11 protein-coding genes are annotated in these 13,222 nt (G+C 71.5%); 7 read left to right on the top strand and 4 right to left on the bottom strand.

From position 1 onward, the window contains the following. Positions 1–33: 33 nt before the first annotated feature. From N912_RS61845 to N912_RS50105, 3 genes are all read right to left on the bottom strand, one after another. On the bottom strand, positions 34–1,833 hold the full coding sequence (locus N912_RS61845; protein ID WP_051579791.1) for a PDR/VanB family oxidoreductase: 1,800 nt from the start codon (positions 1,831–1,833) through the stop codon (positions 34–36). Between the two features lie 78 nt (positions 1,834–1,911). Then, a complete protein-coding gene (locus N912_RS0107495; protein ID WP_156993231.1) occupies positions 1,912–2,718 on the bottom strand; it encodes a hypothetical protein in 807 nt (268 codons plus the stop codon). A gap of 49 nt (positions 2,719–2,767) precedes the next feature. Continuing rightward, positions 2,768–3,673: a helix-turn-helix transcriptional regulator gene (locus N912_RS50105; protein ID WP_051579790.1), complete on the bottom strand. Its 906-nt coding sequence runs from the start codon at positions 3,671–3,673 to the stop codon at positions 2,768–2,770. A gap of 103 nt (positions 3,674–3,776) precedes the next feature. Between N912_RS50105 and N912_RS50100 the strand changes: the two genes are divergently transcribed. From N912_RS50100 to N912_RS0107465, 5 genes are all read left to right on the top strand, one after another. Next, positions 3,777–5,258 carry an MFS transporter gene (locus N912_RS50100; protein ID WP_037062950.1) on the top strand — a complete coding sequence of 494 codons (1,482 nt, stop codon included), beginning with the start codon at positions 3,777–3,779 and terminating at the stop codon, positions 5,256–5,258. A 164-nt stretch (positions 5,259–5,422) separates the two neighbouring features. Continuing rightward, entirely contained in the window at positions 5,423–6,736 is a 1,314-nt protein-coding gene (locus N912_RS0107480; protein ID WP_245645198.1) for an ABC transporter substrate-binding protein, read from the top strand. Further along, the gene (locus N912_RS0107475; RefSeq protein ID WP_028921961.1) at positions 6,733–7,620 is read left to right on the top strand and encodes a carbohydrate ABC transporter permease; all 888 of its coding nucleotides are present in this window, start codon (positions 6,733–6,735) and stop codon (positions 7,618–7,620) included. Before N912_RS0107480 ends, N912_RS0107475 begins: the two co-directional genes overlap by 4 nt. Next, on the top strand, positions 7,617–8,429 hold the full coding sequence (locus N912_RS0107470) for a carbohydrate ABC transporter permease (protein ID WP_028921960.1): 813 nt from the start codon (positions 7,617–7,619) through the stop codon (positions 8,427–8,429). Before N912_RS0107475 ends, N912_RS0107470 begins: the two co-directional genes overlap by 4 nt. Further along, complete coding sequence (locus N912_RS0107465) at positions 8,426–10,222, top strand: glycoside hydrolase family 2 protein (protein WP_028921959.1); 1,797 nt, start codon at positions 8,426–8,428, stop codon at positions 10,220–10,222. Before N912_RS0107470 ends, N912_RS0107465 begins: the two co-directional genes overlap by 4 nt. Here the strand turns inward: N912_RS0107465 and N912_RS0107460 are convergent. Beyond that, positions 10,211–11,359: an FAD-dependent oxidoreductase gene (locus tag N912_RS0107460; protein ID WP_028921958.1), complete on the bottom strand. Its 1,149-nt coding sequence runs from the start codon at positions 11,357–11,359 to the stop codon at positions 10,211–10,213. The two genes, N912_RS0107465 and N912_RS0107460, sit on opposite strands and share 12 nt — an antisense overlap. A gap of 215 nt (positions 11,360–11,574) precedes the next feature. Here N912_RS0107460 and N912_RS0107455 point away from each other — a divergent pair, with 215 nt between their 5' ends. Then, complete coding sequence (locus tag N912_RS0107455; RefSeq protein ID WP_051579789.1) at positions 11,575–12,036, top strand: MarR family winged helix-turn-helix transcriptional regulator; 462 nt, start codon at positions 11,575–11,577, stop codon at positions 12,034–12,036. Positions 12,037–12,427: 391 nt separating this feature from the next. Beyond that, positions 12,428–13,222, top strand: a complete 795-nt coding sequence (locus tag N912_RS0107450; protein ID WP_028921956.1) for an alpha/beta fold hydrolase — start codon at positions 12,428–12,430, stop codon at positions 13,220–13,222.

Genomic DNA, 13,222 nt, shown 5'->3' with positions numbered 1-13,222 from the left:
GTGCGGGGCGCGCGGTCACAAGTCGAGGGTCGGTCACAGGTCGAGGGTGAGCCGTTCGCCCTGGGCTCGGGAGACGCAGAGCAGCATCTGGCCGGCCGCCCGGTCCGCGTCGGTGAGGAACGTGTCGCGGTGCTCGGGGGTGCCGTCGAGCACCGTGGCACGGCACCGTCCGCACAGCCCCTGCTCGCACCCGCCGGTGACCGAGGGCACCAGGTGCGCGATGGCCTGCACGATCGTCTGGTCGTCGGAGACGCGGACGGTGGCCTCGGTCCGGCGCAGCTCGACGTCGAACGCGGCGCCCCGAGGGCCGCTGGGCGGGGCGAACTGTTCGACGTGCAGGGTCAGGTCGGGACGCTCGGCCACGATCGCGGTGACCGACTCGATCATGTTCGTGGGCCCGCAGCAGTAGACCGCCGTGCCCGACGGCAGCGCGGCGATCATCCGGTTCAGGTCCGGACGGCCCCGCTCCTCGGACGCCACGATCTCGACCTTGTCCGGGTCGACCGCCTCGACCTGGTCGATCAGGGCCATCCCGGCCCGGGATCGTCCGATGTAGATCAGGCGCCACGGTCGCTGTCCCCCCGCCAGCACCCGGGCCATCGGCAACAGCCCGGTGATCCCGATGCCGCCGGCCAGCAGCAGGTAGCCTCGGGCCGGCTCCAGGGCGAACGCGTTGTTCGGCGGCGCCACCATGAGCCTGGTGCCGATGCGCAGCCCGTCGTGCATCTCCCGCGAGCCGCCCCGGCCGGTGTCGTCGCGCAGCACCGCGATGCGGTAGCGGTCGCGTTCGGTCGGGTCGCCGTAGAGCGAGTAGTGCCGCAGCCGCCCGGACGGCAGCAGCACCTCCACGTGCGCGCCCGGCTCCCACGGCGGCAGCGCGGACCCGTCGGGCGAGCGCAGCTGCAGCGACATCACCCCGTCCGCCTCCCAGGTGATCTGCGAGATCAACAGCGACAGGGGGTGGGTGCGGGCGGCCGCGTCGAGCTCCCTCGGCGCGGGCGGGAGGGATGCCGGGGGCGCGAGCTCCGCGGCGCGCGCCCGGACCCGCAGCCACCAGGCGATCAGGTACGGCATCAGCATGACCGCACCCGCACGGACGCCGGCCAGCACCGAGCTCTCGGCGGACTCGGCGAGCACGGTGTGCGCGCACCCCAGCCCGAACAGCGGCACGGTGAGCAGGTGGGTGCGCCGCCACACCCGCCACGGCAGCACGCCACGCAGCGCCGAGGTGACGACCACGGCGAGCAACAGGTAGGCCGCGAGCACGCCGCACGCCTGCGCGAACGGCCCGGCCTCCCTGGTGAACGGCACGGTCATCTGCAACCAGCCGATCCCCAGGTCCGGCAGCAGCGACACGGAGACCACGTGCAGCACGACGAACACCACCGCCAGCGCCGCGACGAAGACGTGCAGCCTGCCGAACGCCGCGCGCCCCCGCGGGCCCGCCGACACGGTGGACAGCAGCAGCCCACCGCTCACCGCGATCGCCAGCAGCACCAGCGCCGCGATCCCGCAGACCCGCTCGGTCAGCCGCCACACCGCCAGCCGGGACTCGACCGACATCACGTCGCTGTCGTTGAGGATGACGACGGCCGGCACCGCGACCAGGCCCAGCCCCGCCGACACCGCCACCCCGAGGGAGACCCTGCGCGGGCGCGACGACGGGTACTCCAGCCAGTGCAACGGCGACCATTTCACCGACTCGGCGACCACCAGCCGCGGGTCGACCACCCTGACCCGGTTGGGCCGTTGTGGCTGGTGCTCACCCAGCCGCCGTTCCAGCCACGCCGACCACCTCGCCAGGCGGCCGTGGTACGCCACGTAGCCGGACAACCGGGGAGGCCGGGTCGCACCCTTCAGCGATGATCCTCGATACATGGGTATCCAGTCAGCTAGCCGGTGGCGCCTCGCCTACCTCGGTTGACGATCGCCTTCTTCCGCCGTGCCGGTGGTGGCGGTCTCGGTTCCGGAGCCGGTCGGGGTGACCCCCGACGCCGACGCGTCCGGATCCGGGGCGGACGCCCGGCCGCAGGCCAGGGTCCGCACCGCCCCGCTGAGCCGGTCGGTGGTCGATCCCGACTGCGCGAGAAGCTGATCGGTGGTCTGCTGGGTGACCTCGATGAGCCGCTGAAGGTCACGCTGCTTGGCGTCGCGCTGCTTGAGCCAGTACGCGCGCTGCTCGGACAGCACGCCGACCTGCGCCCGCTGCTCGGGCGACCGGTCGTCGTGGTTGGCCGCGAGGGCGCGGTCGAGCAGGGCCAGCTGGTCCTGGTCCTTGGACAGCTCGCCCTGAACCTCCGGAATGGACTGCCACGCCCGGACCTGCGACTGCAACACGACATATTGCACCTCCAACACCTGCTTGCGCGTGAGCAAGTCCCGGACCTCGGGTGGCTTCTCCGCTCCGAACCGCGTCTCCCAGTCCTGTTGGGTGCTGTTGATCTCCTCCAGCTGCCGGTACACGCTGGTCAGGGCGACCTGCGCCTGGCATGACCACTGGGCGATCCGTTCCGGCGGGATCGGCAGCGGCCCGGCCGACGGCTCGTCATGGGCCACCGGGTTCGCGCTGCCGACCGCCCAGCCGCCGCCGATCGTCGCCGCCACCACCACGCTCATCGCGACCACCACGCCCACCTGGCTCTTGCGGGCGTGCTGACCGGACCGCGGCCGGGCGCTTTCCGGCCGGGGGATGGGGCGTTGGGGCATGGCTGGCCGCACGCCGGGATGCTCGCACCCGCCCGGGGCCGACGTGACCGATTCGCGGAAATTAACCGGAAGGAGCCCTCGACACCGTGGATCGGCCTGCCGCGCAGGTCCGGACGGGTGGCTCGGCGCCACCGGATTGCTGGGTCAGGATGCGCAGCGCGTCGGCGGAGCCGGGGTCGTTCGGCGTGTAGATCTCGAGGCGGTGGTCGGGGCTGTCCGGTTGGAGCCACACCTGGTAGTCCACGCTCACGGCGCCGACGGTGGGATGCCGCAGGTTCATCGTCCCGACCGTGCAGTCGGCGACGTCGCCGGTGGCCCACATCGCCGCGAACTCGTCGCTGCGCATGGTGAGCTCCCCGATCAGCTCGGCCAGGCGCGCGTCGGTGGGGTAGCGGCCGGCGGTGAGCCGCAGGTACGCCACGTGGATGGGGGCGAGCTCGGACCAGTTGCGGTGCAGGTCGCGGGTGAGCGGGTCGAGGAAGAACATCCGGGGGATGGACGGGCGGCGCGCGGGGTCCCTCGGCGCGTCGAACGCGACGTGCTCGGCGGTGAGCGCGTGCCCGGTGCGGTTCCAGGCCAGGACGTCGCCGCGCCGGCCGAACACCAGCGCCGGGGTGGCCTCGCCGAGGGACTCCAGCAGCGCGAGGACCCTCGGGTGGGGTTGCTCGGTGCCCGGTTCGGACAGGCCGGGCGCGGCGGCCTGGCGCGCGAGGTTGTGCAGGTGGACCGTCTCGACCCGGTCGAGCTGGAGCACCCGGGCGAGCGCGCCGAGAACCTGCTCGGAGGCGGTCTCGGCCTGGCCCTGCTCCAGCCGCGTGTAGTACCCGGCGCTCACCCCGGCGAGCTGGGCGAGCTCCTCACGCCGCAGGCCGGGGACCCGCCGGGCGCTGCCGTAGGTGCGCAGCCCGATCGCGGCCGGCGTGACCCGGTCGCGGCGGCTCTTCAGGAACGCTCCGAGGCTGTCCACTCCCGCGAGGCTAGGCCGCCGCGGCGGCGGGTGGGTGTACCTGCTGGGTGTACCCACGGCGCGGGTCTGGTTGGCGGGCGGTGCGCGTCCGACGGTCGGGGACATGACTCGCACGTACCCCTCACCGCCCGGCACGCGCGCATGGCTCGGGCTGTTGGTGATCCTCGGACCGGTCCTGCTGGTCTCGATGGACGGATCGATCCTGTTCCTGGCGATGCCCCGGATCGGCCAGGCCCTCACCCCGACCGCCGACCAGGTGCTGTGGATCCTGGACGTCTACGGCTTCGCCGTCGGCTCGTTGTTGGTCGCGTTCGGCAACATCGGCGACCGGTACGGGCGGCTGAGGTTGCTGATGATCGGCGCGACGGTGTTCGCAGCCGGCTCGGCCGGAGCGGCGTTCGCGCCGAGCGCGGAGGTGCTCATCGCGTTCCGGGCGGTCATGGGTGTCGCCGGCGCGACCCTGCTGCCCTCGGCGCTGGCCGTGCTGAGCGAGCTGTTCGCCGACCCCCGGTGGCGGGCCAGGGCCATCGGCATCTTCGCCGCCGCCTTCGCGGCCGGGTTCGCGATCGGCCCGATCGTCGGCGGCGCCCTGCTGGAACGGTTCTGGTGGGGCTCGGTGTTCCTGGTCAACCTCGCCGTCGTCGCCCCGTTCCTGCTGTTCGCGCCGGTGCTGCTGCGCGAGGTGCGGGCGACCAGGCCGGGGCGGGTGGACGCGCCCAGCGTCGCGCTGTCCGCCGTCGGCCTGCTGCTCACGATCTACGGGATCAAGCACGCCGCCGCCGAGGGCCCGTCCGCCGCCGCCCTCGTCGCGGGCCTCGCCGGGGTCGCGACGCTCACCTGGTTCGCCCGCCGGCAGCGACGCCTCGACCACCCGCTGATCGAGTTCTCGCTGTTCCGCGACCGGGTCTTCACCGTCGCCGTCGTCACCGGGCTGCTGCCCCTGGCGGCGTGGTCGGCCGGCGCGTACCTGGCGGGCGTCTACCTCCAGTCCGTGCTGGGCCTGCCCGTCTCGCGCGCGGCGCTGCTCGCGCTGCCGGGCGCCGCCGTCCTCACCGCCACCTGCGTCCTGACCCCCTCGGTGGTCTCCCGCATCGGCGCCCGGACCGCGCTGGTCGCCTGCCACTTCTCGATCGCCGCCGGCGTGCTGCTGATGCTGCCGACCGGGCTCACGGGCGGTGTCGGCTGGTATGTCGCCTCGACGGTGGTCGCGGGCGTCGGCTACGGGATCTCGTTCAGCGTCGTGGCCGACACGGCCGTCGGGGCGGTCCCCACCGAGCGCGCGGGCTCGGCGGCCGCGATCGCGGAGACCAGCAACGAGATCGGCAACGCGCTGGGCATCGCGCTGCTCGGCTCGCTGGCCGCGCTGATCTTCCGGCTCGCCGGCCCGGACCTCGCCCCCACCCTGGACGAGACCCTCCAGCTCCCCGGCCTCGCGCCCCCGGCGGCCGAGCACGCAAAGGCGGCATTCGTCGCCGCCCTGCACGCCGCCGCCTCGGTGGCCGCCCTGCTGCACATCGCACTCGGCGTCCTGGCCCTGCGCTGGCTCTCCGCGCGGACTTCGCGCGTGTCGTCGCAGTTGGGATAGTGCGCAGGATTGTGGCCGGCCATTACTCGGAATGGCCGGCCCATTCCTTGAAGAAAGATTGACACCCTCCGGAGTGGACCTTTAGCTTCACGAGCTAGGCAACGGGGGGCTCCTGAGTTTTCCCAATGCCCGTGTGGCTCCCAACGACGAGAGGCGACACGACGGTGGACAAGCTCAGTCCGTCACACCTGCCGGCGTCCACCCGCCGCACCTTCCTGGCGCTTGCCGGCGGCCTGAGCCTCGGCGGCGTGCTCGCCGCGTGCGGCGGCGACTCCGGCGGGCTCGACACGGGCGGGGGCGGAAAGCCGACGCTCAAGCAGTGGTACCACCTCTACGGCGAGGCGGGCACCGAGCAGGCCGTGAAGAACTACGCGAAGTCCTATCCGGCGGTGAACGTCGAGGTCCAGTGGACGCCCGGCGACTACACCTCGAAGCTCTCGTCCGGGCTGCTCTCCGACAGCGGCCCTGACGTCTTCGAGTGCGGCATCGACGGCCAGTTCAGCGTGGACATGGTCAAGAGCGGGCAGGTCGTCCCGCTGGACGACATCGTCGGCGCGGTGCGCGGTGACTACACCGACTCGGACATCAAGTCCACCTCGGTCGGCGGCAAGGTCTACGGCGTCAAGATCGTCGACGACACCGGGTTCCTGTACTACCGCAAGAGCATGCTGCAACAGGCCGGCGTGCGCCCGCCGGCCACCATGGACGAGCTGATCGACGCGGCGAAAGCGTTGACCCGCGACAGCGTGAAGGGCCTGTTCATCGGCAACGACGCCGGCGTCACGCCCGCGTTCGGCGGTGGCGCGCTGCTCGGGCCGGTGCTGTGGATGGCCGGCACCGACTACCTCACCTCGGACAACAAGGTCGGCTTCGCCACCGCCGAGGCCAAGGACGCCTTCACCAAGCTGCGCGCGCTGGCCGGCGGCGGCTCGCTGCTGCTCGGCGCGCCGACCGACTGGTGGGACCCCTCGGCCTTCACCCAGGGGCTGGCCGCCATGCAGTGGTGCGGGCTGTGGGCGCTGCCGAAGATCCAGCAGGCGCTCGGCGACGACTTCGGGATCGTGCCGTGGCCGGCGCTGAGCCCGACGGTGGGCAAGCCGTCGACGTTCCTCGGCGGGTGGGCGTCGTTCGTCAGCGCGAAGTCGCGCAACGTCGCGGCGGCCAAGGACTTCACCAAGTGGCTGTGGGTCGACAACAAGCAGAACCAGGAGGACTTCAACCTCTCCTACGGGTTCCACGTCCCGCCGCGCAAGAGCCTCGCCGAGAGCGCCCAGAAGCTGCGGGCCGGCGTCGCGGCCGAGGCCCTGAAGATCTTCAACCAGTACGCGGTCCCGTTCAACCCGATGTGGACGCAGAAGATGCGGACCGCCTACGCCGACGCGGCCACCGCCATCGTGCGGCAGAACGCCGACATCACCAGCAGCCTGGCCACCGCGAAGGCGGCCGTCGACGCCGAACTGGCCCGCCTGGCCTCATGAGCCGGACCAGGGGCGCCACCGGGGCGTTCTGGCTGTTCGTCGGGCCGTTCGTGGTGGGCCTGGCCGTCTTCGTCTACCTGCCGATCGCGTGGAGCTTCGTGCTGAGCTTCAACCGGGCGCAGAACACCGTGCAGCCCCGGGAGTTCGTCGGCCTGCGGAACTACCTCGACCTGCTGCGGCCGGGCCCGTTCCTGGACAGCCTGCTGACGTTCACCGTGTTCGCCGTGATCATCGTGCCGCTCACGTTCGTGCTGTCGCTGCTGCTGGCCGTGCTGCTGAACCAGGTGACCGTGGCGCGGGCGTTCTTCCGCTCGGCGTTCTTCCTGCCGACCGCGTGCTCGTACGTGGTGGCGTCCCTGGTGTGGAAGCTGTCGATCTTCAACGGGGTGCGGTTCGGGCTGGCCAACCAGGTGCTCTCGCTGGTCGGCGTGGAGAACATCGCCTGGCTGTCCAGCGCGAACCCGCCCTGGTACTGGCTGGTGCTCGCCACCGTGCGGCTGTGGCTGCAGCTCGGGTTCTACATCATCCTGTTCCTGGCCGGGCTGCAGCGGATCCCGGCGGAGCTGTACGAGGCCGCGCTGGTGGACGGCGCCAAGCAGGGCTGGCAGACGTTCCGGTACATCACCGTCCCGCAGCTGCGCACCACGTCGGTGGCGGTGCTGCTGCTCAACCTGATCGCGGCGTACCAGGCGTTCGACGAGTTCTACAACCTGCTCGGCAACAGCTCGCTGGCCCGCCCGCCGCTGGTCTACCTCTACTACACCGCGCAGGGCAACCAGGACTACGGGCACGGCAGCGCCGGCGCGATGATCCTCGCGGTGCTGATCGTGCTGGTGACGCTGGTGCAGGGCCGGGTCTACGGGTTCGGGCGGCCGGAGCGATGAGGGCCGCCCGGTACGGCGCGCTGGCCGTCGCGACGGTGCTGTTCCTGCTGCCGTTCTACCTGATGCTGCGCAACGCGCTGGCCACCGACGCCCAGATCACCGGCGCCGGCTGGACGATCTTCCCCGGCTCGCCGAGGTGGGAGAACGTGGGGGAGGTGTTCACCGACTCCTCGACGAACTTCGGCAGGGCGCTGTTCAACTCGGCGTTCATCGCGCTCGCGCAGACCGCCGGGACGGTGCTGCTGTCCTCGATGGCCGGCTACGCGCTGGCCCGCATCCCGTACCGGTTCGCCACGCCGATCTTCTACGCGGTGCTGCTGACGCTGATGGTGCCGCCGGCGGTGACGTTCGTCCCGAGCTTCATCATCGTGGCCCGGCTGGGCTGGGTGAACTCCTACCAGGGGATCATCGTCCCGGTGATGTTCAGCGGGTTCACCGCGTTCCTGTTCCGGCAGTACTTCCTCAACTTCCCCAGGGAGCTGGAGGAGGCCGCCCGCATCGACGGCCTCGGCTACCTCGGCGTCTACTGGCGGATCGTGGTGCCGAACTCGCTGGCGTTCTTCGCGGCCATCTCGGTGATCACTGTCATCGCCTCGTGGAACCAGCTGCTCTGGCCGCTGGTGGTGGGGCAGGATTCGTCGATGTGGACGGTGCAGGTGTCGTTGTCGACGTTGATGACCGCGCAGACGATCAACCTCCACCAGCTGTTCATGGCGGCGCTGATCTCGATCGTGCCGCTGCTGCTGGTGTTCGTCTTCCTGCAGCGGTACCTGGTGCGCGGGGTGGCCGAGACGGGGATCAAAGGGTGACGCATCCACGTCCGCAGCTGACCCGCCCGGATCGGATCGACCTGTGCGGGTCGTGGGGGTTCGCGTACGACGACAACGACGAGGGCCTGGACGCCGGCTGGTTCGAGCGCGCCGAGCCGTTCGACCGGACCATCGTGGTGCCGTTCCCGCCGGAGTCGAAGGCCAGCGGCATCGGCGACACCGGCTACCACCCGGTGGTCTGGTACCGGCGCACGTTCCGCGCCGACCCGGGCGAAGGCCGGCTGGTGCTGCACCTCGGCGCGGTGGACTACCGGGCGCGGGTGTGGCTGAACGGGCGGCTGGTGGCGACGCACGAGGGCGGGCACACGCCGTTTCACGCGGACGTGACCGCCGCGCTGGGCACTGGCGAGCAGGTGCTGGTGGTGCGGGCGGAGGACTCGCCGACGGACCCGGAGCAGCCGCGCGGCAAGCAGGACTGGCGGCCGGAACCGCACACCATCTGGTACCACCGCACCACCGGGATCTGGCAACCGGTGTGGGCGGAGACGGTTCCGGCGCGGCACATCCGGGCCCTGCGCTGGACCACCTCGGTGGCGCGCGGGCAGGTCGAGCTGGACGCGGAGCTGGCCGGCCCGGCGGTTGCGGCGCGGCTGGAGGTGCGGCTTCGGCTGGGGGAGGAGACGCTGGCCGAGCAGTCCGTGTCGGTGCGCGGCGGGGGCGCGCGGCTGGTGCTGGACCTGCCCGCCGCGCATCACGGCCAGGACCTCGACCGGCTGCTGTGGACGCCGGAACGCCCGACCCTTCTCGACGCCGAGCTGACGCTGGCCACCGGCGACGAGGTGGACACGGTGGCCAGCTACGTCGGCCTGCGCGAGGTGGGGGTGCGCGACGGCCGGTTCACGCTGAACGGGCGGCCGTACTTCCCGCGGATGGTGCTGGAGCAGGGGTACTGGCCTTCGAGCCATCTGGCGGCGCCCGGCGACGACGCGCTGCGCCGCGAGGTGGAGCTGATCAAGTCGCTGGGGTTCAACGGGGCACGGCTGCACCAGAAGGTGGAGGACCCGCGCTTCCTGCACTGGTGTGACCGGCTGGGCCTGCTGGTGTGGGACGAGATGCCCGCCGCCTACGCGTTCTCCCCGACCAGCGTCGCGAGGCTGTGCGCGGAGTGGGCGGAGGTGGTGCGCCGTGACGCCGGGCACCCGTGCGTGGTGGCCTGGGTGCCGCTCAACGAGAGCTGGGGAGTCCAGGACATTCGCGCCACGCCGGCGCAGCGGGACCTGGCCAGCGCGCTCTACCACCTCACCAGGGCGCTGGACCCGACCCGGCCGGTGATCTCGAACGACGGCTGGGAGCACACCGTCAGCGACATCTACGGCGTGCACGACTACGCCCCGACCGCGCCGGGCCTGGCCGAGCGCTACCGCGACGAGGCGGCGCTGGCGGATGTGCTCGCCGGCGCCGGCCCGGCGGGGCGTCAGATCTTGCTGGGCCCGCGGGTGCCGGGCACGCCGGTGATGGTCACCGAGTTCGGCGGGCTGAGCTACACCCCGAAGGCGGGCGAGAAGTGGCACGGCTACGCCACCCTGCCCGACGCGCAGGCGCTGGCCAGGCGCTACGCCGAGCTGACCGGCGCGCTGCTGGAGAGCACCGCGCTGGCCGGCTTCTGCTACACCCAGCTCACCGACACCCTGCAGGAGTCCAACGGGCTGCTCACCGCCGAGCGCGAGCCCAAGATCGACCCGGCCGTGATCAGGGCCGCCAACCTCCGCCCGAGCGCGGCGATACCGGGAGAGGAGCTGGCCCAGGCCTACCGCGAGGCGTTAGATCGGTGACGCCCCGGTGGGTATCGCGCGCGCGGCGCGCAGCCGGGAGCGGCCGAACGCGCGCGAGCGTCCGAGCACGGCCATCAGCGCGGTGCGGGGTCGGTCGGCGACGTCGTTGAGCCGGCCGACCCGGAACGAGAACCGCTGGGTGTGCGCGATCAGCGGCCGTTCACGCGCCTCCCAGGCGCGGAGCCGGTCGCCGAGGGTTCCGGCGCCGCGGGTGACGGTATGTGCCAGCCCGAGCGCGGCCATCATCGCGCACCCGCCGCCCTGGCCGAGGTACGGCGGCTGCGCGTGGGCGGCGTCGCCGAGGACGGCGACCTTGCCCTTCGACCACGCGTGCAGCTCGATCCACTCGAAGTCGTCCCACCGCGACACCGGGCCGAGCCGGTCGATGAGCGCGGCGGCGTGCGGAAAGGACCGGATCCACTCCCGCGTCGGCAGTGGGTCGCCGATGGCCTCGGAGTCGCCGGTCGGGCAGACCAGGGCCACGTAGAGGTCCGTCGCGCTGCTCGGGGTGTAGAGCAGGAACCGCCTGCCGGACATGTACTCGATGTAGTCGTCCTCGTCCGCCTCCGGGACCAGGCCGGGCTCGCGGGGGATCAGCATCCGGGCGCAGCGCTGCCCGAGCGCCCGCCTCCCGCGCAACAGCCCGAGCCCGTCCCGCAGCCGGGAGCCGACGCCGTCCGCCACCACGACGAGATCGGCCCCGTGCCGCGAGCCGTCGGCCAGCTCGAGGAAACCGCCCGGATCGGCCCGGGTGACCGTCGAGCCGGTGACGATCTCGACGCCGGCGGTCGCCGCTGCCTCGACCAGCGAGGTGATCAGCCGTTCCCGCAGGATGGTGAGGACCTCGACCCCGCCCGACCGGTTCACCGGAATGCGGCTCATGACGTTGTCACGACGGTTGCGGGTCTGGATCCACCGGCCGTGGTGGGCGTCGGCGGTCGCCCGCTCGCGGACTCCGAGGTTCTCCAGCACCGCCAGGCCGTTGCTCCACAGGTAGATCCCGGACCCGAAGGCGCGCAGGGACTCCTCGCGTTCGTGCAGCCGGACTGTCCAGCCGCGGCGGGCGAGCGCGGCGGCCGCGGTGAGACCGCCGATTCCGCCGCCCGCGATTTCGGCATGGCCGGTGTATTCGGGCATGAAAGAGCTCCACGAGTACGCCGAACTCGACCGGAGACGGGCGGGGCCCTGCCGGCCACCGGGTCCGCCACCTCCGGCCCGCATCGGGCGGGCCGGGACGACACCGCATCGGAGACTACGAGCGTCAGCGACTCCATAGCAAGCTATGTAACTCGATAGATACCGTTTTGCTAGGTTTTGACCTGGTCATTTGTCAGAGACGAGAGGAAAGCCGGGTGGACCCGATCGACCCCGCCATGGAGGCCGAGTGGGCGCAGGCCTGCGACGCGATCTACCGAGTGCTCAAGCGCGGTCGCGGCGTGGTCGGGCGCGGCGGTGGCGGGCGGGTTCTGAGCGAGGCGCAGGTGCTGATGCTCGAATCGGTCGCCCATCGCGGGCCGCTGCCAGTGGGAACGATCGCCAGGTACGCCGGGCTGGCGCAGCCGACGGTCACGCGGATGCTGAACACGCTGGAACGCCAGGAGGTCGTCCGGCGGCGAGCCAGCAGCCAGGACGAACGGGTGGTGCTGGTCGAACTGACCGAGGAGGGGCGGCGGCTGTGGGAGGCGAAGCACGCCGTTCTGCGCGATTACCAGCGGGATTCGCTCGAGCGTTTCGCACCGGAGGAACGGCGGGCCGCCGTGGATATGCTCCGCAAATTGGTGGCGATCATCGAGGACCAGATCGACGAACGGTAGCTCGTGGGACCCGATCCCCACCAAGGCGGTCAGCTCCCAGTCCGCAAACGCCTGACCCCGCGGGTTGTGCGCGAACGAGTAAAACACCTGGTCACAACCCGTGAGTGGTTAGCGTTGTCATAGCAACGCTAACCACTCACGGGCTCTGACCCGCGGAAACAGCGGCCAGGGATTCGATGGTTCCTTGCCACGTGCGAGGGGCTTCGACTCCGCGCCCGTCCTGCGTTGTCTTGACGACTGTCACGAAAACGGCATAACGTGAGCGTGACGACCGACGACACCGTGTCACCGTTCTGGTCGGGTGCCTGCCGCATCCCGGCCGTGTCCGTCCGGTCGCGCGGTCACTTTCCGTCCGGCCCCGGGCACGCCCATGGGAAAGGACGCACCAGCGATGATCAACACGATTGCCATCGACGGTTGGCCGATCGAGTACGTGGAGTCGGGGGACCCGTCCAGGCCGCCGATGGTCATGTTGCACGGTTGGGCGCAGGACCACCGGTTGTTCGGGCGGATCGAGCCGTATCTTGCCGAGAACTACCGCGTGTTGCGGGTCAACTTCCGGGGGCACGACGCGAAGCTCACCGACCTTGGCGACTTCACCGCGCGGGACCTCGCCGGCGATGTGGTCGCGCTGATCGAGCGGCTCGGGTTGCGGGACGTGCGGCTGGTGTCCACCTCGCACGGGTGCTGGGTCAACATCGACGTGCACGAGCGGCTGGGTGCGGCGAGCCTCGGGCGAACCGTGGTGATCGACTGGCTGATGCGGCCGTTCGAAGGGTTCCACCGGCAGATCCGGGAGGGGCACGAGCCGGAGACCGTGGTGGCGGCGCGGCAGAGCCTGTTCGACGAGTGGACCGAGGGCACCGACTGCCTGGAGGTCATCGACCACGTGAACCGCGAGATGACGTGGTTCGGCGAGCGGATGTGGATGCGGGCCTGCCGGGAGATCGAGAGGTCCTACGCGGAGTGGGGGGACCCGCTCAGGCGGATGTCGGCGCTGGCCGACCGGCTGCGGGTGCTGCACGTCTACTCCCAGCCGCTCGACCCCGGTTATCGCGCCTACCAGGAGGAGTTCTCGCGCGAGCACCCGTGGTTCGCCCCGGTGCACATCCCGGGCCAGACGCACTTCCCGACGCTGGAGAACCCGGCCGCCGTCGCCGGAGCCGTTCGCGACTTCTATGCCTGA

The organism is Actinospineispora acaciae DSM 45401, assembly GCF_000620785.1.
Lineage (GTDB): Bacteria > Actinomycetota > Actinomycetes > Mycobacteriales > Pseudonocardiaceae > Pseudonocardia > Pseudonocardia acaciae.
The sequence above is the reverse complement of the archived record's forward strand: the minus strand, read 5'-3'. Positions and strand labels throughout refer to the sequence as shown.

Bases quoted from the DNA above. Each gene is read 5' to 3' on its own strand.
- N912_RS50100 (WP_037062950.1), top strand. From the start codon at position 3,777: ATGACTCGCACGTACCCCTCACCGCCCGGCACGCGCGCATGGCTCGGG.
- N912_RS0107475 (WP_028921961.1), top strand. From the start codon at position 6,733: ATGAGCCGGACCAGGGGCGCCACCGGGGCGTTCTGGCTGTTCGTCGGG.
- N912_RS0107460 (WP_028921958.1), bottom strand. From the start codon at position 11,359: ATGCCCGAATACACCGGCCATGCCGAAATCGCGGGCGGCGGAATCGGC.
- N912_RS0107470 (WP_028921960.1), top strand. From the start codon at position 7,617: ATGAGGGCCGCCCGGTACGGCGCGCTGGCCGTCGCGACGGTGCTGTTC.
- N912_RS0107450 (WP_028921956.1), top strand. From the start codon at position 12,428: ATGATCAACACGATTGCCATCGACGGTTGGCCGATCGAGTACGTGGAG.